Below are 19,048 nucleotides of genomic sequence, written 5' to 3'. Positions count from 1 at the left end.
ATCGTGGTGTCGGGCGGGCGTCAGCGGCCCCGGTGTTGCTGTTGGCGATGGTTGAAGATTTCCGGCCGCAGATAGAGCAGCAGCGCGCAGCAGATCAGCGCGAAGCCCAGAAGCGGCAGGGCCGGGGCGGCAAGCCCTGCTGCCGTGAAGGTGGCAAGGCCGAGCAATGTCCGGCGGCGGGCCAGCCTGCGGGCCTACTCCGGCATGTCGCCTGCCTCGGCATGGGCGAGGATTTCCCGCTCGAAGAACAGATAGGCGATATTGACGAGCACGAAGACCATCGCATAGGCGGCGACCGGGACCGGCGCCAGATTCGTGCGCGCCATCCAGGCCGTCGTGAATGGCAGCAGCGACACCAGGAACAGATGCGCGAAGTTGATCCAGATGAGTTGCGGCGAGGCATAGCGCACCAACCGCAGCAGATGATGGTGGTTGACCCAGATGATGGCGATGAACAGATAGCTCAGGCCGTAGCTGAGCGGTGTTTGCCAGAGCGCCAGGATCGCGCCGACCGTTGCTTCCTCCGGCGCTTTCAGTTCCAGCGCCATGAGTGTGATGACAACGGCGATCATGCCGTCCGAAAACGCGCCGACGCGTTCTGTCGTAACCTTATGCTCGCGCATTTGCCTCACTCCTCGGAGCTCGATTGACAGGTGGATTCAGCCTGTGGCCACGCTCGCCGCCGCTCACGGATGACTTGCGGCTCAGCTTCTCGCGCCGTCGCCATCGCTATGCGGCTGCCTTCTTCTTATTTGAGCGACATAACCGTCCAAACTCACGTAGAATGGTTACTACTGAGTAAGTAACTTGTCAACTACATTTTAAACGGTTACATATAATCCGTGTATTTGGAGCGCTGCCATGCATTGCAGGCGGTAGCCTGAATAGGATTTATGATGGATAACCACTCTCCAGCTCTTTTTCTCGGCGATGCGCTGGCGCTGGATTTTCTGAATTCGGTGGCGACACCGGTCGATGTGCCGATCGATTGGATCGAGGATGGGGAAGGCCTGCTGCGCTGGCTTCAGCAGGCAAGGCTCGTCTCGCCGGAAACACTCGATGCCATCCGCGCCCAGGCGCTGCCGGGCGAGCTGGACAAGGTCGCCGATCAGGCGCGGAGCCTGCGCGAGTGGTTCCGGATTTTCGTCCGCGAGCATAAGGGAAAGCAGTTAAAGCCTGATGCGCTCACCGAGCTGGAGCCGCTGAACCGCCTGCTGGAGCGCGACGAAGGCTATAGCCGCGTCGTGGCGCGTCAGACGGGCGAAGGCGAGATCTTCGAGTTTCAGCCGATGCGCAAGTGGCGCTCGCCGGAAGCGCTGTTGCTACCGGTCGGCGAAGCGCTCGGCCGCTTCGTCTGTACGGAGGATTTTTTGAATGTGAAGGCTTGCGAAGGCCCGTCCTGCACGCTGCTTTTTGCGGATCACACGCGCGGCCACCGCAGGCGCTGGTGCAGCATGGCGCTCTGCGGCAACCGGGCCAAGCAGGCGGCGCACCGTCACCGGGTCAAGCAGGCGTAGCCGCCATTTCCTCGCAAAGCCGGTCGAAGCCGATGCCGGTGCCGCTTTCTCTGATATCGCCGTCCCTGGGGTCGCCAAAGACGGCCTGTTCGGTAAAGGTCATCAGCGTCGTGGCGCCGCGTCCGGTGAACTCGACCGTCACCAGCGATGAGGATATGCTCTTGCCCGCCGTCAGCATCGTATAGGCATAGACGATGCGCTCGCGCGGATGGATTTCGAGATAATGGGCGCGCATCGCCTGCTCGGTCCCGTCTGGCTTGCGCCATGTCATGCGCTCGGCCCCGCCGATCTCGAAGTCGAAACGATCTTCCATCACCTGCCAGTCGGGATGACAGGCCGTCCAGCGCCGCTTCAGCTGATGGTCCGACCAGAAACGGAAAGCATGCGCGACGCTGCCGGGTAGATCGCGCTCGATGACGAAGGTTCGATGATTGACGGTGACACCCATCAGTGATCCTTTTCCTCAGGGGTTTCCGCCATCAGCAGGGCAAGGCGGTCGAAGGCCGCATGCATTTCGGCCTGTCGCTGCTCGATCCACTGGTTGATGGCGCCGAATGCCTTTGGCTGCATGCGATAGGTGCGCACGCGCCCGGTCTTTTCTGAAATGACGATGCCGCTTTCTTCGAGAATGCGTAGGTGTTTCAGCACGGCCGGCAGGCCGACATCGGCGGGCTCTGCCAGTTCCGTGACGGAGGCCGGTCCCTTCGAAAGTTGCTCCACGAAGCCGCGCCGATAGGGATCGGCGAGCGCCTGAAACATCCGGTCGAATTCGGCTGGCGCCAGTTCTGCCATTCCATTGCCTCAAGATACCGCAGCTTCAAGATACCGCGCCGGCATCGCCTCCCGATAGGGAAACATCGAAAAATAGGGCTGCGCTTCCGACAGCACGCGTTTGACGGAAGAACGTTGTAACAGACGCTCCAGATAGGAGGAAAGCGCCTGCTGCTCCCCGGTGAACGGATGCACGATGGAGGCGAAGAACAGTGCGGGCAAGGCCGCGCAGTCGGCCATCGTGAAATCGTTCCCTGTTGCCCAGAGCTTTTCCTGCATATGCGCCTCGATCATCTTATAGGCTTGATCGAGCGTTGCGTGCGCCTGGGCAACGCCGTGCGGATCATGGGCATCCGCAGGCCGGATCCTGTCCGTGACGATTTTCTGCACGGGCACGCTCACATAGAGATCGTAGAAACGATCCCAGAGCCGCACCTGCAAGAGCTCTTCCGGATCGTCCGGCAGCAGCCGCACCGGCCCGGGATGGCGGGCCTGCAGATATTCTATGATGATCGACGTCTCCGGGATCGTGCGCCGCGCCGCCTGATCATGCAGAACCGGGATCTTGCCGACCGGCCACTTGTCGAGCAGCGCTGCCGCGGAGTCCGGATTGCCGAAATCGACGATCTCGCTGTCGAATGCGGTCCCGTTTTCATAAAGCGCAATCAGCACCTTATGACAGAAGGAGGCGAGGGGATGAAGGTAAAGCGTCAGCGTCATGAGTCACCTATGGTTTCCAATATTGGAAACTATATCGTCATCATAACAGCAGGGCAAGACACTTTCCAGTATCGGAAAGTTTTCACGCGTAGGTCACCCATCCCCTGAAGCTGAGGGCGGCATAGAAAAGCGTGACATCCGAAAAGCCCGCTTCGCGCAGCATGGCCTCTTCCTGTTCCGGCGCAAGGATATGCAGCCTTTCGCGCATAGCCTTGCGAGCATGATCCAACAGGGCAGGGTCCGCTCCATCGGGTGCGCCATAGGCGATGTGACGATCAATCCATATCGATCGCTCCGGCTCCGTCTGAGGGAAACTCACATGCGCAACCACGAAGGCTGCATCCGTTTTCAGCCGACGGCGAATTTGTCGAAGCGTTTCAAGCCGTTGTTCGATAGGGATATGATGGAAGGTCAGCAGGCAAACGGCCGCGTCGAATGGTCCCTCCGGCGCAACATCGATGCTGCCCTCATGAAAGCCGATGCGGCTGCCACGATCACCAACCACCTGCTTCGCCAGCTGCAGCATGTCGGCGGAGGGATCGATCCCGTCGAAGGTCCAGCCCGGATGCGCCTCGGCAAAGGCCTTCAGTTCCAGCCCGCCGCCGGCACCAAGCACTAGCACCCGGCCGTCTTCGGGTGCTCGTTCGGCAATCAGCATCGCCGCCATGCGATGCAGGCTTGAGAAACCCGGCACCTGCCGTGGCGGACCTTCGAGATAGGATTTGACGGCATCCCCGATGAACGGGGACCCCGGCTTGGGAGTGTCGGATGTGTTCGGATGCCAATCGTCTCTAATCATGTAACTTTGATTATTACATGATGCGGAGCCTGTCAAATTTCGGAGGCGAGAGCCTATTTCGCGTATTTGCGTGCTCCGGCCACGCAGAGAATGACCGCCACTGTCACGGCAAGCATCGACCAACTCACCGTTTCACGCAGCAGCGTTGCGGCCAGCGCCAGGCCGAAGAAGGGCTGCAGCAGCTGCAGCTGACCGACGGCAGCGATACCGCCCTGTGCAAGCCCGCGATACCAGAAGATGAAGCCGATCAGCATGCTGAAGAGCGAGACATAGGCAAGCCCCAGCATGGCGGGCGTCTGGATATCGGCAAAGGACGGCGGTCGGTAGGCGATGGCAGCCACCAACATGACCGGCAGCGATACGACGAGCGCCCAGGAGATCACCTGCCAGCCGCCGAGCCGGCGCGACAGCCGTGCGCCTTCGGCATAACCAAGCCCGCAGACGATGATGGCGCCGAGCATCAGCGCATCGCCGATGGGCGAGGCGGTGAGCCCCTGCATCAGCGCAAAACCAGCGACCAAAGCGCTGCCGAGAAACGAGAAGAGCCAGAAGGCAGGCTTCGGCCGCTCGCCGCCCCTGATGACCCCGAAGATCGCCGTCGCCAATGGCAGAAGGCCGATGAAGACGATGGAATGCGCCGAGGTCACATGCTGCAGCGCCAACGCTGTCAGCAATGGGAAGCCAACCACGACGCCGAGCGCGATGACGACAAGCGAGATGAGATCCTGGCGCGAGGGCCGCTTCTCTCGGAAGGCGATCAGCAGGCAGAGCGCCAGAATGCCGGCAATCGCCGCTCGCGCCACCGTGAGGAAGACCGGATCGAGCTGCATGACAGCCACACGCGTGGCCGGCAGCGATCCGCTGAAGATCAGCACGCCAATAAAACCATTGATCCATCCGGTCGCTGTGCGATCCATGCGGCACTCCTCATTGTTCGTCCCACGCTTATCAACGTTTCGCACTGGCGCAGCCAGCCACAGTTCGGTACAGTTTGCCAAAACTGTAATGGTGAAAGGACCAGTACGGATGGGCGACCGGGAGCAGGGAAATACACTGACAGCAATGGTCATGGCGACCATCCGGCAACGGATCGCCGGCCGCAGCCTTACACCCGGCGCAAAACTGCCCTCGATCCGAGGCCTCTCGGCAAGCTTGAAAGTCTCGGCCTCCACCGTGGCCGATGCCTATGAGCGGCTGGTGGCGGAAGGCGCGATTCTCTCGCGGCCCGGTTCCGGCTTCTATGTCGCGAGCCAGGCAGCACCGCTCTCGCTTGCCGATATCGGCCCGAAGCTCGATCGCGCCGTCGATCCCTTCTGGATATCGCGGCAGTCGCTGGAGGCGCGCGAAAGCGACTTGAAGCCCGGCTGCGGCTGGCTGCCGCCTTCCTGGTTTCCCGAAGACGCGATCCGCCGAACCCTTCGATCTTTGTCGCGCGCCGATCCCACAAGCCTCGCCGATTACGGCTCGCCTCTCGGCCTCCAGCCCCTGCGCCAGCTCATTGTCCGGCGCATGGCCGAGCGCGGCATCGAGGCTTCGCCGGATCAACTGATGCTGACGGAATCCGGAACCCAGGCGATCGATTTCCTCTGCCGTTTCCTGATCGAGCCCTGTGATACGGTGCTGGTCGACGATCCCTGCTATTTCAACTTTCATGCGCTGCTGAGAGCCCATCGCGCCAAGGTCGTCAGCGTTCCCTATACGCCCTCCGGCCCCGATATCGAGCTCTTCGCCGCCGCGCTCGCCGAGCACCGGCCGCGGCTCTACATCACCAATTCGGCAATCCACAATCCGACCGGCGCCACACTTTCGCCGGTCACGGCCCATCGCCTGCTGAAGCTCGCCGAGCAGCACGGCCTGACCATCATCGAGGACGATATCTTCGCCGATTTCGAACATGCAGCCGCACCCCGCCTTGCTGCGTTCGACGGGCTGGACCGCGTCATCCATATCGGCAGCTTCTCGAAGACGCTCTCCGCCTCGGCGCGCTGTGGCTTCATCGCCGCCAAGCCCGAATGGATCGAGGGCCTGACGGACCTCAAGATCGCCACCTCCTTCGGCGGCGGCCGGCTCTCGGCCGAACTGGTGCTCGGCGTGCTGAGCGACGGCAGCTACCGCAAGCATACGGAAAGCCTGCGCGGCCGCCTTTCCAAGGCGATGTTCGATGTCAGCACCCGGCTGAAGACCTTGGGCATATGCCCCTGGCTGGAGCCGCAGGCCGGCATGTTCCTCTGGTGCCGCCTGCCGGATGGTCTGGATGCCGCTGTCGTCGCGCGTGCCGCGCTCGCCCGTAATGTCGTGCTCGCACCGGGCAATGCCTTCAGCCTGTCGCAATCGGCCACCGGCTTCATGCGCTTCAATGTCTCCCAAACGCTCGATAGCAAGGTTTTCGATGTCCTGCATGATGCGCTCGAGGAGGCCGAACGGGCGGCTGAGTGATACGCTGTCGCAGACAGATGTTTTTGGATGACAGGATCGTCGCGCAACAATATACAGTCAATTCTATCTGGTTCCCACCGAACCCGATCTCGCCCCCGATCGCAGCTCGTGGATCACGACATGAAAGACTGGCATCCTGATCTCAACCGCTCATCGAGCCCCCGCTACATGGCGATCGCGGATCTGATCGAGATGGATCTGCGCAGTGGCGCGCTGGCCGTCGGCGACAGGCTGCCGCCGCAACGCGAACTCGCAAAGCGGCTCAACATCGATTTCACGACAGTGGCGCGCGGTTATGTGGAGGCGCAAAAGCGCGGGCTGGTGGATTCGCATGTCGGCCGCGGCACCTTCGTCACTGGCGGGCAGGGCAGGGAGCGGCGCGACCCGATTGCCGAAGCCGCCCCAGATCCGCGCCGCACATCCGTGGTCGATTTTTCGATGAACCTGCCGCCGGAGCCAGACGATCCGGAACTGCTCGCCCGCATGCGCGAGGGCATGTCGGTCGTGGCGGCCAACCTTGTCCCGCTGCTGCGCTATCAGGCGTTCGGTGGTTCCGGCATGGACAAGGAGGCGGCTGCCGTCTGGCTTGGCCGCCGTGGCGTGGCGCCGTCGCAGGAGCGCATCTTCGTGACGCCAGGCGCCCATCCGACGTTGCTCGCGATCTTCGGCCTGCTCGCAAAACCGGGCGAGACCGTCCTATCGGAAAACATCACCTATCCCGGCATCCGCTCGATCGCCGCCCAGCTCCGCCTCAATCTCTTCGGCCTGCCGATGGATGAAGAGGGTATCCTGCCGGATGCCTTTGCCGATGCCTGCGAGCGATTGCAGCCAAAGGCGCTCTATCTCAATCCGACACTGCAGAACCCGCTGACGCTCACCATTCCGCAAAGGCGCCGCGAGGAAATCGCTGCCGTCGCCCGCAAATATCATGTGCCCATCGTCGAGGATGATGCCTATGGCTTCATTCCCCTGGATGGACCATCGCCGCTGGCGGCGATCGCGCCTGACCTCACCTGGCATATCGGTGGTCTCGCCAAATGCATCGGCGCCGGCCTGCGGCTTGCCTATGTGGTTGCTCCGGATACCAGAGCGATCTGGCCCTTCGCCAGCGCCATGCGCACCAATAATGTCATGGCTTCGCCGATGAACATGGCCTTGGCGACCCGCTGGATCGAGGATGGCACGGCGGACGCGATCCTGCGCTTCATCCGCGCTGAAGCGGGTGCCCGCCAGCAGATGGTTGCGGATATCCTGCCGCCGGAGAGCTACAAGGCCGATCCGATCAGCTTCAATATCTGGCTGCCGCTTACCAACGGCTGGACACGCTCGACTTTCGGCAGCCATATGCGCGCCTCCGGCATTGGCGTGGTGGTGAGCGATGCCTTCACAGTGGAGAGTACGCCTGCCGAAGCCGTGCGCGTCTGCCTCGGCGGGCCGATCATCCGCGAGAGGCTGAAGGGCGCGCTGGACTTCATGGCCCACGCCCTGGAAGGCCCGCCGGAAATGTCGGCTTCGTTCTTCTAGACTACAGACTTCCGGTTCGGAGCGACCCTGCTTCGTCCTCCGTTATCGAATGAATCAATAAAGACCCCGCCCCAAACCCCTCCCCACAAGGGGGAGGGGCTTAATTTGCCGCGCCCGTCTGCTGCTTCTTCGACGTTCCTGGATGGGTGACGTGGTGCCACGGGTTAGTCCTTCCCCCTTGTGGGGAGGGGTTTTGGCGAGCGCTCAAACTTGTTCCAGCGGTGACAAATCCCGCCGTCGCCAAACCCCGTAAATCGAACCAACAACATCTCTGCGTCATTCTGACTAATAGACTGGCAATTCGCTTTCAATGTAGTTATATTGTATGCACTCATTGTTGGCATTGAATGCATATTGCGCGATGCCTGAGACCGCTGAAAGAGAGATCGTCATGGACACCGAATATCCTCCTCTCCCTCCGATGCAGACCGGCATCCGGGGGCGCTGCCCGCGCTGCGGACAGGGACATATGTTCAAGGGTTTCCTCACGCTGAAGAAGGAATGCGAAGTCTGCGGGCTGGATTATTCCTTTGCCGATCCGGCCGACGGCCCGGCCTTCTTCGTCATCTGCTTCGCCTGCGTGCCGAGTGTGCTGCTCGGCGTGTGGCTGGAAGTTGCCTTCTCGGCGCCGCTCTGGGTCCAGTTGCTGGTGACCGGTCCCTTCATGTTCGCCACCTGTATTCCGCCACTGAGGCCGCTGAAGGGATGGCTGGTCGCAAGCCAGTATTTCTACAAGGCGGAAGAGGGCAAGCTCGCCTGACGTGCGGTCGATCTATGTGATGGCCTCTGTGACTGGGCCGAGCGATCGGCGGCTTGCGGCATCATGCCGGGGCATGCACAGTCCTTCCTGATCCTCAGATCTTGAAGACCTTGTCGATCCCCCGGCGCGGAATGATGATTTCGACCAGATGGGTGGTGTTGCGCCTGAGGCATTGCGGACCTAGCACCGTCTGCCGATCGTCAGAAGCGCGATGCACGATGAGATTGCCCGCAGCTCCGACCTTCTGGGCATCGAAGTAGTGGACGTTTTTGCCCGGGTCGCTGGCCGAGAGACTGACGGCAACGACCTGGTTTTCATCCTTGCTGATGATCTTGTAGTACTTGCCTATCAGGTCTGTTCGATCGACGAAGAAGCAGCGGCGCGACGGCGCCAGGCTGTTGACGTGGACGTTATCGAGCACTTCTCGATGGAAGACGACCGATTCATCAGTACCGCGTTGATGGGGCGAGAAATATTCGATGAAGTAGTCATCGATCGATTGCCCCTGGTCATCACGGACATGGATGATGAGCTGAAAATACTGGTGAAGCGCGTTGGGATCGTCAGGCATTGCTTTGCCGATCTTCGCGGGCGTGCTTGCCGCTGTTTCCTCGCTGATATCGTACCATTCGCTGGAAATGGCGGTATATTCTCCCGCATCCTTGCAGTTTAGCGCTTGCAGGATCAGTTTGCCGAGCCGGCTTGATACGGCTGCGCCGGCGTCGCTCTCTTCGTTCGGCTTGATGATTGATCCGTGGTTGCGGTCCGGCAGGATTGCGAAGGGAAAGACCGTGTCTCCGGAGCGAATATGCCAGATCGAGACTTCGGGATTGTCCTCATCCCGGGAAAAATCCACCGTGAAGCCGCGAGCGTTGAGGTTGGCGGCGGCGCAGCGCACCGTCCCGTCCGCCCCATTCTCATTGACGATCCGCCGCAGCGCGTCGTCATAGCCCATGGTTCCAACGATGACGAAAGGCATGATCTTGTCGGTGCCATAGGGGCCGGCAGCCTGGCCTGACGGGTCGAGCAGGTCTCGCAGTGCGAGATCCCATTGATACGAGGAGGCGAGCTCCAGCCCGTTCAGCATTTCCGTACCGGTCTGGAACCAGTTGTTCCAGCCCTTGATGACACGGCCGAGCATGCTCTTGCCGGTGGAGGCGAGCCGCGAGCCGAAATTGGCCGGCGCCAGCATCACCAGCTTCCTGACCGGGCAATTGGCGCCATCGGGATAGAATCGGGAAATCCATTCGCGTGCGACAAGTCCGCCGGTACTATGCACGATCATGTCGAAAGGCGGCTTGAGCCGGCCGCTCTTGATCGCCGCATTGACGGCGATATCCATGCGCGCAGCGACATCCTCGATACGGACATCATCATAGAGGGAGATGTAATCGCCAAGCAGAATGCGCTGGGCGTTGAAGTTGTTTTGAGCAAGAAAATCGCGAAGCGGAGTGAGGGATTGGGCCGTGTCGCTCCAGCCATGAAGGATTGCAACATCCGCAGGCATCTATCCCCTCCCATGTTCCGAAATAGAGGGCCGCTCGCAATTTTATATTTCTCTTCAAGCGTCCCAAGATTCCGTATCGGATCATATACGTATAGGATGCAATTTAAAGGTTCATTCGGTCGAATATGCGCGGGGTTTGGGCGCACGCACCGCGAGTGGCACTCCTCCCAAATCCAGTCAAAATGCCGCAGACATCGAGTGCCAAGATTTGTTGCAATACTGTACCGATTAGTACAATGAATAACGAAAGGTACAGAAACGCAACGGAGATTGATCATGCCTGCACCGCTTCCCCCATTCACACAGGAAACCGCAGCTCAGAAGGTCCGCCTGGCGGAAGACGGCTGGAACAGCCGCGATCCCCAGCGCGTTTCGCTTGTCTACACCCAGAATAGCCAGTGGCGAAACCGCGCCGAATTCGTTACCGGCCGCGCCGAGATCGTCGCTTTCCTGACCCGCAAGTGGGCAAAGGAGCTGGACTACAGGCTGATCAAGGAACTCTGGGCCTTCACCGACAATCGCATTGCGGTGCGCTTTGCCTATGAATGGCATGACGACAGCGGCAACTGGTTCCGCTCCTATGGCAACGAGAATTGGGAATTCGATGCCGAGGGCTTGATGCAGCGCCGTTTCGCCTGCATCAACGATCTGCCGATCCGGGAATCGGATCGCAAGTTCCACTGGCCGCTCGGCCGGCGGCCCGATGACCATCCGGGCCTTTCCGACCTCGGCCTTTGAGGCCAGAAGGCAAGGTGAATTGTGAAGACCGTTTATGAACGTGCCGACGTCGTGCCGCTGCTCGGCGAAGTCTTCCGCGAGCTCGGCTACGAGGGCACGACGCTCAGCCGCATCACCGAGCGTACCGGCATCGGCAAGGGCAGCCTCTATCACTTCTTCCCCGGAGGGAAGGAGGAAATGGCTGCCGTCGTTCTTGCCGATGTTGACGGTTGGTTCGAACGCGCTGTTTATGAACCCCTGCGCCGCGATGATGCCAGCGCGGCGATCGAGGCGATGTGGGTGAATGTGATGGACTATTTCCGCTCCGGCAGCCGCATCTGCCTCGTCGGTGCCTTTGCGCTGGACGAAACCCGCCAGCGCTTTTCCCCCGCCATCCGGGACTATTTCGTTCGCTGGATCGAGGCGTTGCGCCAGGCTCTGATCCGCGCCGGTTGCGATGACGACACCGCGCTTGCTGCTGCCGAAGAGGTTGTCTCCGGCATTCAGGGCGCGCTGGTGCTTTCGCGGGCGCTGGATGACAGGGATATGTTCCGCAGGACCCTGGATCGGCTGGCTGAGAGATTGGCTGCGGCGAAATCTGGAGGATAACTGGATGGCATCTCAGTCGGCAGAAACGCCGCTGCGGCGAGCCCGGGAACCCGCGGGTGAGGGGTCTATGACGGCCTCACCCGGCAGAGTTGTGTTTAAGCGTCTTTCTGTGAGGGCAGGTGGACAGGGCGTGGGCTCTCGCGTTGCGTGCGTACCTGGCGCCACTCGTTTTCCATCTGGTCAACGACGTGCTGGGGGATCTTGGTCGGAGTTTCCGTGCTCGTCTGCATCTTATTCCTCTCTTCCTCAGCAAGGATGTGCTTACGGATTGATGCATCGCACAATACAAACTGCGTGTAAATGAACCGGCGTCACACTTGAAACGATTAAATTAATTTCAATCGATTAAGCGGACGTTAACCACAACAGGCCTCTGAGAAGCATATCATGACTGTCCCGCTCGACCGGCAATTCTTCTTCGACACCGTGCATACCACCCTGTTCAAGGGCAGCCTCACGCCGGCCCAGATCGAAGGCATGAACGCTATCATCGACTACTGGGACGCGAATTTGGCTACCGCAGATCGACGATGGCTGGCCTATATATTGGCCACCGCTTTTCATGAAACGGCCTACACGATGCAGCCTGTACGCGAGACGCTGGCAACAAGCGATTCGCGCGCCGTCGAGATCCTTGAGACGGCCTTTGCAAGCGGCCGGCTTTCCTGGGTGAAGACGCCCTATTGGCGGCCGGACGAGGACGGCAAGAGTTGGCTCGGGCGCGGGCTGGTGCAGCTCACACACCGGCGCAATTACGAAGCGATGAGCGAGGTGACCGGCATCGATCTTGTTGCTCAGCCTGACCGCGCCATGGAAATGGCGCCGGCCGTAGCGATCCTGATCGAGGGCATGCTGCGCGGCAGCTTCACCAGCCATCGTCTTTCCGACCACCTCAATGAGGAGAAGGAAGACTGGGTGAACGCCCGCCGCATCGTCAACGGTACCGACAGGGCGGAAAAGCTTGCCGAATATGGGCGAGCCTTCCTGGCAGCGATCCGGCCCAGAGCCTGACGCGGCACTGTGGCCCGGTTGATGGCCCGGGCAGCGCGTGTTATCGCCCCGCTTGGGCCCAGAGAGCTTAGGCCTGGAGAATTGCCACAGGAGTATCCCGCGTGATCCGCCATATCGTCTTCTTCACCGTGCCGGAGGAAAACCGCGAAGCGGTGCGCAAGGGGCTCTCCATCCTGACAGGCATTCCGTATGCGCTGAAGCTGGAGATCGGCGAAAACGTCAAGACGGACCAGTGGGGCAACGCCGTCGATTTCGTCGTTTACGGCGAATTCGAAAGCGAGGAGGCGCTCGCCGCCTACAAGGCGCATCCCGATTATGACCGTTCCACCCGCACCGTAAAACCGCTCCGCGATACCAGGATTGCGGCCGATTTCGATAGCAGCAAGGCAGTCACCAGGCCCCTGTAGGATTGACGATGATGGTTGCGTCAGTCTAATCGCCTGAAAATGAATAAGAATTTCGATAAGGCCCTTTTATGCTGGGCTAAGTCATTGATTCTGAATAAGTGACGCCTCGCGCCTAGACTTTTTTATAATAATTTTCGTTCAGCAACGCCTGCTTTGATTTGAAATTTCCTTATGCGAAATTATGAGGGAAAGTGGATCACTTATTCAGGATCAATGACTTAGCTCAAAAAACACTGCAAAAAAGGCCAATTTTGAAAATTCTTATTCAGATTCAAATGGATAGGGAATCCGGAAATGATGCCGGCTGCAGATGAATCAATCCGTGAAAGACCTGAATCAATCTTTGAGAGAAAAACTGCAAATGATTCAGAAGCTTAATGGATTGACCGCTCCGGGTGCCGCATGAGGGGGTTCGCTGCGCTGACGGCAGGGCGGCCAGCTCGATAGATATTGAGAATGGCTGATCTCGAAAGCGAAGTGAGCATGCGGCAGGCCAGCGCCGCCTTGCCCGCTGCCGGTCAGGCCGGCTGCGCGCTCGGCCTTGCGCTGCGCACCAACGCCATCAGCATCAGCACGAAAACCAAAGCGACGGCCGCAAGCAGGGCGCAGGTGATGATCGTCGGGGCGGCGCCGGCGCGGTCGAGAATGGCTGTGAAGATGACGGGCGCAATGGCGTTGGCGAGATTCTGCGGCATCGACAGGCGGGCGGCCTGCAACCCGTATTCCCTGGCCGAGAAGAGGGCGAGCGGCAGCAGCGCGCGGGCAACAGCCAGCACGCCGGAGCCAAAACCGTAGAGCAGCACGAAGGTGACGAGCAGCGGCGTCGACGGCGGGACGATGAAGAGCATCAGGAAGCTGAACAGCATGAGGCTGACGCCCATAACCGACGTGAGGATCGGATTGCCGCGCTTGCCGAGCAGCATGTCGAGCGCCCGCGCCGAAATGCCGATGACGCCGCGGGCCGAACCAAGTTGCAGGGCAAGGGCCGGCGATGCGCCGGTCTGGCGGAAGATTTCGAGCAGGGATGGCGAGACGCCGAAGGTGATGAAGGTGCAGAGCGTGGTGGAGATGGCAATCAGCAGAAAAGCCTTGCGGCGGTCGGCTGGCGAAAGCTCCACCGGCGCCGTCTCGGCGGCTGCGCCCTGCGTATGGCTGGCTACCGGTTTCGGCAGGCCGAAGAGATGCAGCGGCAGGCAGACGAGCAATTGCAGGCCGGCCGAGACGAGAAAAGTAACGCGCCAGCCGAAATTCTCGTTGAGCAGCGTCAGGACCGGCCAGAAAATGGTGGCCGAGAGACCGGTAAACAGCATGAGGATGGAAATGACCCGTTTGCCATTGACCCCTTCGCGCTCCACGACGGCCGTATAGCAGGGCGCCGAAAGGCCAAGCGCGCCGCCAAAGCCGATAACGACCCAGGCGATGGCATAGACGACGATGTTTGTCGTGGCGGCAAGCAGCAGCAGGCCGATCGCGAAGGTGATTGACGAGGCGGCGAGCACTTTTGCCGCGCCATAACGGCCAAGCCAGCGCCCGGTGACCGGACCGGCAAAAGCGCTGATCACCATCATGATCGTCAGGCCGGCAAAAATCGCTTCATTCGGAAGCCCAAGTGCCGGCGCGATGACGCGGCCCATGACGCCAAGCATATCGAAGGTGGTGCCCCAGCCGACAAGCTGAGTGACGGCGAGCACGCCAACTGTCTGCGCCGTACGGATCGAGAATGATTTCTGCATGATTCTGAAATTGAATGGATGAAGGCGGGAACGCGATAGCAGCTTCAACCATACGGCGAAAGGTTCGATCGGACAAATGCAGCACGAATTTGGTGGATGCCGAGATTTCCGTTGCAATGAAAAGGCATGCGGCCATCATTCAGGATTCAAGCATATTTCGCGCAATAGTCGAGAATTATTCTAAAATTCCCGCATTACCGTGCATTCATTTGCCATTCAGGTCGCGTGAGTACATATTCGGGCCAAGTTGGATTACATTGAAAGCACAGCACATGGCCTCTCCTCTGAGCGTCGCAGCACTGGCCGCCGGACTGGCGGTTTCGGCGCCCTCACCGGACGATACGCACACGCTTGTCCTGCGTGTGGCTGGCGATTGCAGCGCCGCAGCCCAGCAGGTCGTGGAGGAAACCGGAGGCCAACTTCTCTCCGTGCAGCCGGTGGGTGACAAGTGCATCATCACCGTTCTCGTTCAGGGCAACGGCCAGCGTCCGCGCAAGGTGACGGTAAAGGTTCCGATGTAAGCGGAATCGGCTTATTCAAGGTTCCAGTGATTTGCAGCGGAAGAAGGCGAAGCGATGCGCATTCTGGTAGTCGAAGACGATGTCAATCTGAACCGGCAGCTCAGCGACACGCTGAAAGAGGCGGGCTATGTCGTCGATCAGGCGTTCGACGGCGAGGAGGGCCATTTTCTTGGTGATACCGAGCCCTATGATGCAATCATCCTCGATATCGGCCTTCCGGAAATGGATGGCGTGACCGTGCTTGAAAAATGGCGCGGCGCCGGCCGCACCGTGCCGGTGCTGATCCTGACCGCCCGCGACCGCTGGAGCGACAAGGTTGCCGGCATCGATGCGGGCGCCGACGATTATGTGACCAAGCCCTTCCATGTCGAAGAGGTGCTCGCCCGCATTCGTGCGTTGATCCGCCGTGCGGCCGGCCATGCCTCCTCCGAAATCGTCTGCGGTCCGGTGCGCCTCGACACCAAGACCTCGAAGGCGATCGTCAACGGCGCGACGCTGAAGCTCACCTCGCATGAATATCGCCTGCTGGCCTATCTCATGCATCATATGGGCGAGGTGGTCTCGCGCACGGAGCTGGTCGAGCATATGTACGATCAGGATTTCGACCGCGATTCCAATACGATCGAGGTCTTTGTCGGCCGCCTGCGCAAGAAGATGGGTGTCGATCTGATCGAAACGGTGCGCGGTCTCGGTTACCGCATCCAAGCGCCGACCAATGCGAATTAAGTCGCTCACCGCACGCGTGCTGCTTCTGACCACAGTCTGGTCGACGGTGGCGCTGGTGGTGATCGGCCTGTTGATCTCGACGCTCTATCGGCGCAGTGCCGAGCGCGGCTTTCAGGATTTGCTGCGCGCCCAGCTCTACAACGTCATCAATTCCGTGACGATCGGCGATCAGGGCGCTCTCTCCGGCAGCCCGCAGCTCGGCGATCTGCGCTTCGCTCAGCCGAAGACCGGCTGGTATTGGGTGGTAGAGCCACTCGGCACCTATACGACCGCGCCGCTCGTCTCACCCTCGTTGGGTTCGGCGACCATCCCTGTTCTGTCGGTCGTCGAAGCGCCCTTCGACAAGAATTACGAGCGCTATTATCAGGTGACGGACGCAGCCGGGAACCGGGTGCAGGTAGCGGAAACCGAAGTGGTGCTCGATACCGATGGTCGCGCAGCGCGCTTCCGCGTGACAGGCAATGTCGATGTCGTGGAGGATGACGTCCGCAATTTCTCCCACCGGCTTTATCTCGCGCTTGCCGGCTTTGGTGTCGGCAGTCTCATCGTCAACGCGCTCGCCATTCTCTATGGCCTCAAGCCGCTCGACAAGGCGCGCGCCGCTCTGGAGCGTATCCGCGCCGGCGAAAGCGAGCAGCTGAAGGGCGATTTCCCGCGCGAGATCCTGCCGCTTGCCAATGAGGTCAATGCGCTGATCGACAGCAACCGCCGCATCGTCGAGCGCGCCCGTATGCAGGTCGGCAATCTCGCCCATTCGCTGAAGACGCCCATTGCCGTGCTGCTCAATGAGGCGCGTGTGCTCGACAGGTCGCATGGCGATCTGGTGCGCAACCAGGCGGAAGCCATGCAGGGGCAGGTGCAGTCCTATCTGAACCGCGCTCGTATTGCCGCCCAGCGCGAATCCGTGCTCGCCCGCACCGAGGCCGAACCGGCGCTGGAGCGGCTGGTGCGCGTCATGCGCCGCCTGAATGTCGAGACCGAATTCGAACTGGTCGTCCAGCCGCCGCATCTGGCCGTCGCCATGGAACAGCAGGATCTCGAAGAGACCGTCGGCAACCTCCTGGAAAACGCCGCGCGCTTTGCAAAGAGCAAGGTGCGCCTCTCGGCCGTCGAGGCCGGCGAAGATGTCAAGGGAACGGAAGCAAGCGCCCGAAAGCACTGGGTGGAGCTTTCTGTCGAGGATGACGGTCCGGGTCTGGAGCCCGACCAGATCCGCGAAGCGCTGAAGCGCGGCCGAAGGCTGGATGAGAGCAAGCCCGGCACCGGCCTCGGCCTTTCCATCGTCACCGAAATTTCCAATGAATACCAGGGCCGATTAGAGCTCTCGCGCGGAGAGTGGGGCGGGCTGAAAGCCAAGCTTATCTTGCCGGGTGTGACAAAGGATGTTGCATGAGCAACTGCTTGATGTCACAAAGATAGTGGCAAATGTATAGCATGCTTTGCCTTAATGCTGACACGGGGACTCTGCACTTCGATCGGCTGATAATCCACCCCTGATCGTGGTTCGATTGCAATGACTCTACGTTGGCAAGGCATGATCGTTTCTTCCCTTATCGCCGCCGTCGCGCTCTCTGGCTGCACGACGACGAAGGGTGCCGCTTCGCGCGGTCTTTTTGGCGGCGGCAAGCCCCCGGCTTCGGCAGCCTTCATCTCGGCGTTACAGGGCGGCATCGTCGCCCGCACCGGTGTGCAGCTGAGCGATAGCGACAAGCAGCGGGCACTGGAAGCCGAATATCGAGCGCTGGAAGGCGCTGCCGTCGGCCAGCCAGTCACCTGGACTGGCCGCGAAGCGAAAGGCAGCGTCGTAGCGGCGGCGCCGTATCAGGTCGGCTCGCAGAATTGCCGACAGTACACCCATACTGTCACTGTCGATGGCAAGGATACGCTCGCGCGCGGTGCGGCCTGCCGCAACGAGAATGGCACCTGGTCGCCGCTGGGCTGAGCTCTGTCGCCCGTTATCCTTGCGGCCAAAAGCCTCAAATCTTCGTCAACATGGCATTGGCAGTTGGAATGAGGGCGCGCTTCAAGTAATTGGGCCGATATGCTGTTCTGGATTCTTGTGGCCTTCCTGACGGCGGCCGTTGCCGCCATCCTGCTTTACCCTCTTCTGCGTGGAGCGAAGGCGGCTGAGAATACGCGTGCTGGCGAGGCCGCTGTCTATCGCGACCAGTTGCTTGAACTCGATCGGGATCTGGCCGGCGGCTTGATCAGCGCTGAAGAGGCCGATTATGCGCGCGCCGAAATCGGCCGGCGCCTGATCGCCGTTTCCGGTGTTGCCCCGGCAGGGAAGAGCAAACCCCTTAGGCATCACCGTGTTACCGAAGCCTTCATCGTGCTGCTCCTGCCGATCATCGGGCTCTGTCTTTACATGAATACCGGAAGGCCCGAACTGCCATCGCAGCCGCTGCAGGCGCGGCTTGCCAATCCCGGCAATGACATCGCCGTTCTCGTTGCCAAGGCGGAACGGCATCTGGCGCAAAATCCTGACGACGGCAAGGGCTGGGATGTGCTGGCGCCGATCTATTTCAACACCATGCGGGCCTCCGATGCCGAGACCGCCTATCGCAACGCCATCCGCCTGCTGGGTCCGAGCCCGGCGCGCCTCGATGGCCTCGCCGAAACGCTGATGGCAATCGCCGAGGGCGTGGTGACGGAAGATGCCCGCAAGATACTGGAACAATCGCTCTCCCTGGAGCCGAACAATCCGCGGGCGCGTTTCTACATTGCGCTGAGCCTGGAGCAGGCGGGCAAGTCGGATGAGGCTCGTGGCGCCTTCGAGGAATTGGCGAAGCAATCTCCGGCCGATGCGCCATGGCTGCCGCTGGTCAACGAGCACATTGCCAAGAACGGCGGCACGGCGGTGGCAGCACAAGTACCGCCTGCCGCACAATCGGCAGCACCCGGCGGACCGACCGCCGAGGATGTCGCGGCGGCCGAGACGATGAGCAGCGGTGATCGCCAGCAGATGATCCGCACCATGGTGGAAAGCCTCGATGCCAAACTGTCTGCCGATCCCAACAATTTTGACGGCTGGATGCGTCTTATCCGCTCTTACGCCGTTTTAAACGACAAGGATCGCGCTGCAGATGCCCTGAAGCGCGGGCTTGCGGCCTTCCCGGCCCCAGGGGAAGAGGGCAAACAATTGCTGGCGCTGGCGAAAGAACTTGGCATTGCCGCGGACGGATCGGTGGCCAGGGAAGGAAAGAGTGAATGACGCGCAAGCAGAAACGCCTGGCGGTGATTGCCGGCGGCATGGGCTTCATTGCTGCTGCCGTGCTGCTCGTCATGTT

General features: G+C 60.7%; 21 protein-coding genes and 2 pseudogenes. 14 read left to right on the top strand and 9 right to left on the bottom strand.

The annotated features are described in order from the left end of the window. Positions 1–20: 20 nt before the first annotated feature. Both EV281_RS31560 and EV281_RS06055 read right to left on the bottom strand, forming a co-directional pair. Positions 21–167 carry a hypothetical protein gene (locus EV281_RS31560; RefSeq protein ID WP_245508235.1) on the bottom strand — a complete coding sequence of 49 codons (147 nt, stop codon included), beginning with the start codon at positions 165–167 and terminating at the stop codon, positions 21–23. Between the two features lie 27 nt (positions 168–194). Further along, on the bottom strand, positions 195–623 hold the full coding sequence (locus EV281_RS06055) for a TMEM175 family protein (RefSeq protein ID WP_245508234.1): 429 nt from the start codon (positions 621–623) through the stop codon (positions 195–197). Positions 624–896: 273 nt separating this feature from the next. On the opposite strand from EV281_RS06055, the gene EV281_RS06050 reads away from it, so the two are divergent. Further along, positions 897–1,517, top strand: coding sequence for an ABATE domain-containing protein (locus tag EV281_RS06050; RefSeq protein WP_132653188.1), 621 nt, complete (start codon positions 897–899; stop codon positions 1,515–1,517). Here the strand turns inward: EV281_RS06050 and EV281_RS06045 are convergent. The 5 genes from EV281_RS06045 to EV281_RS06025 form a co-directional block, all read right to left on the bottom strand. Next, positions 1,504–1,965, bottom strand: coding sequence for an SRPBCC domain-containing protein (locus EV281_RS06045; protein ID WP_132652045.1), 462 nt, complete (start codon positions 1,963–1,965; stop codon positions 1,504–1,506). The two genes, EV281_RS06050 and EV281_RS06045, sit on opposite strands and share 14 nt — an antisense overlap. Next, positions 1,965–2,309, bottom strand: coding sequence for a metalloregulator ArsR/SmtB family transcription factor (locus EV281_RS06040; protein WP_132652044.1), 345 nt, complete (start codon positions 2,307–2,309; stop codon positions 1,965–1,967). The genes EV281_RS06045 and EV281_RS06040 overlap by 1 nt, the downstream gene beginning before the upstream one ends. A 9-nt stretch (positions 2,310–2,318) precedes the next feature. Next, positions 2,319–3,008, bottom strand: coding sequence for a glutathione S-transferase family protein (locus tag EV281_RS06035; protein ID WP_132652043.1), 690 nt, complete (start codon positions 3,006–3,008; stop codon positions 2,319–2,321). Between the two features lie 82 nt (positions 3,009–3,090). Further along, positions 3,091–3,807, bottom strand: coding sequence for a class I SAM-dependent methyltransferase (locus EV281_RS06030; protein WP_132652042.1), 717 nt, complete (start codon positions 3,805–3,807; stop codon positions 3,091–3,093). A gap of 53 nt (positions 3,808–3,860) precedes the next feature. Then, positions 3,861–4,724 carry a DMT family transporter gene (locus EV281_RS06025; protein ID WP_132652041.1) on the bottom strand — a complete coding sequence of 288 codons (864 nt, stop codon included), beginning with the start codon at positions 4,722–4,724 and terminating at the stop codon, positions 3,861–3,863. Between the two features lie 88 nt (positions 4,725–4,812). On the opposite strand from EV281_RS06025, the gene EV281_RS06020 reads away from it, so the two are divergent. The 3 genes from EV281_RS06020 (at position 4,813) to EV281_RS06010 (ending at position 8,527) form a co-directional block, all read left to right on the top strand. Next, a complete protein-coding gene (locus tag EV281_RS06020; RefSeq protein WP_132652040.1) occupies positions 4,813–6,243 on the top strand; it encodes a PLP-dependent aminotransferase family protein in 1,431 nt (476 codons plus the stop codon). A 120-nt stretch (positions 6,244–6,363) separates the two neighbouring features. Beyond that, complete coding sequence (locus tag EV281_RS06015) at positions 6,364–7,767, top strand: PLP-dependent aminotransferase family protein (RefSeq protein ID WP_132652039.1); 1,404 nt, start codon at positions 6,364–6,366, stop codon at positions 7,765–7,767. Between the two features lie 391 nt (positions 7,768–8,158). After that, a complete protein-coding gene (locus EV281_RS06010; protein ID WP_037105104.1) occupies positions 8,159–8,527 on the top strand; it encodes a DUF983 domain-containing protein in 369 nt (122 codons plus the stop codon). A 94-nt stretch (positions 8,528–8,621) separates the two neighbouring features. Here the strand turns inward: EV281_RS06010 and EV281_RS06005 are convergent, their stop codons facing one another. Continuing rightward, complete coding sequence (locus tag EV281_RS06005) at positions 8,622–10,034, bottom strand: hypothetical protein (RefSeq protein ID WP_132652038.1); 1,413 nt, start codon at positions 10,032–10,034, stop codon at positions 8,622–8,624. A 276-nt stretch (positions 10,035–10,310) separates the two neighbouring features. On the opposite strand from EV281_RS06005, the gene EV281_RS06000 reads away from it, so the two are divergent. The 4 genes and pseudogenes from EV281_RS06000 to EV281_RS05985 all read left to right on the top strand — a co-directional run bounded on the left by EV281_RS06000 (position 10,311) and on the right by EV281_RS05985 (position 12,778). Beyond that, a complete protein-coding gene (locus tag EV281_RS06000; RefSeq protein WP_132652037.1) occupies positions 10,311–10,772 on the top strand; it encodes a nuclear transport factor 2 family protein in 462 nt (153 codons plus the stop codon). Between the two features lie 21 nt (positions 10,773–10,793). Beyond that, complete coding sequence (locus tag EV281_RS05995; protein WP_132652036.1) at positions 10,794–11,360, top strand: TetR/AcrR family transcriptional regulator; 567 nt, start codon at positions 10,794–10,796, stop codon at positions 11,358–11,360. 387 nt (positions 11,361–11,747) lie between these two features. Next, positions 11,748–12,368 (top strand): annotated as a pseudogene (locus EV281_RS05990) (hypothetical protein); the annotation flags it as partial. A 104-nt stretch (positions 12,369–12,472) separates the two neighbouring features. Next, a complete protein-coding gene (locus tag EV281_RS05985) occupies positions 12,473–12,778 on the top strand; it encodes a Dabb family protein (RefSeq protein WP_132652034.1) in 306 nt (101 codons plus the stop codon). A gap of 518 nt (positions 12,779–13,296) precedes the next feature. On the opposite strand, the gene EV281_RS05980 is transcribed toward EV281_RS05985, so the two are convergent. Further along, on the bottom strand, positions 13,297–14,511 hold the full coding sequence (locus tag EV281_RS05980) for an MFS transporter (RefSeq protein WP_132652033.1): 1,215 nt from the start codon (positions 14,509–14,511) through the stop codon (positions 13,297–13,299). A gap of 272 nt (positions 14,512–14,783) precedes the next feature. Between EV281_RS05980 and EV281_RS05975 the strand changes: the two genes are divergently transcribed. From EV281_RS05975 to EV281_RS05950, 6 genes and pseudogenes are all read left to right on the top strand, one after another. Beyond that, the gene (locus tag EV281_RS05975) at positions 14,784–15,032 is read left to right on the top strand and encodes a hypothetical protein (protein ID WP_132652032.1); all 249 of its coding nucleotides are present in this window, start codon (positions 14,784–14,786) and stop codon (positions 15,030–15,032) included. Positions 15,033–15,086: 54 nt separating this feature from the next. Continuing rightward, complete coding sequence (locus EV281_RS05970) at positions 15,087–15,758, top strand: response regulator transcription factor (RefSeq protein WP_132652031.1); 672 nt, start codon at positions 15,087–15,089, stop codon at positions 15,756–15,758. Beyond that, entirely contained in the window at positions 15,748–17,151 is a 1,404-nt protein-coding gene (locus EV281_RS05965; protein ID WP_132652030.1) for a HAMP domain-containing sensor histidine kinase, read from the top strand. The genes EV281_RS05970 and EV281_RS05965 overlap by 11 nt, the downstream gene beginning before the upstream one ends. A 120-nt stretch (positions 17,152–17,271) precedes the next feature. After that, positions 17,272–17,700 carry a hypothetical protein gene (locus EV281_RS05960; protein WP_132652029.1) on the top strand — a complete coding sequence of 143 codons (429 nt, stop codon included), beginning with the start codon at positions 17,272–17,274 and terminating at the stop codon, positions 17,698–17,700. Between the two features lie 99 nt (positions 17,701–17,799). Further along, positions 17,800–18,972, top strand: coding sequence for a c-type cytochrome biogenesis protein CcmI (gene ccmI / locus EV281_RS05955; protein WP_132652028.1), 1,173 nt, complete (start codon positions 17,800–17,802; stop codon positions 18,970–18,972). After that, positions 18,969–19,048: pseudogene (locus EV281_RS05950) on the top strand (cytochrome c biogenesis protein CcmE); the annotation flags it as partial. The gene ccmI and the pseudogene EV281_RS05950, both read left to right, overlap by 4 nt.

It is taken from the genome of Rhizobium sp. BK418 (assembly GCF_004341105.1).
GTDB lineage: Bacteria > Pseudomonadota > Alphaproteobacteria > Rhizobiales > Rhizobiaceae > Rhizobium.
This window is presented reverse-complemented; position numbering and strand designations above follow the sequence as displayed.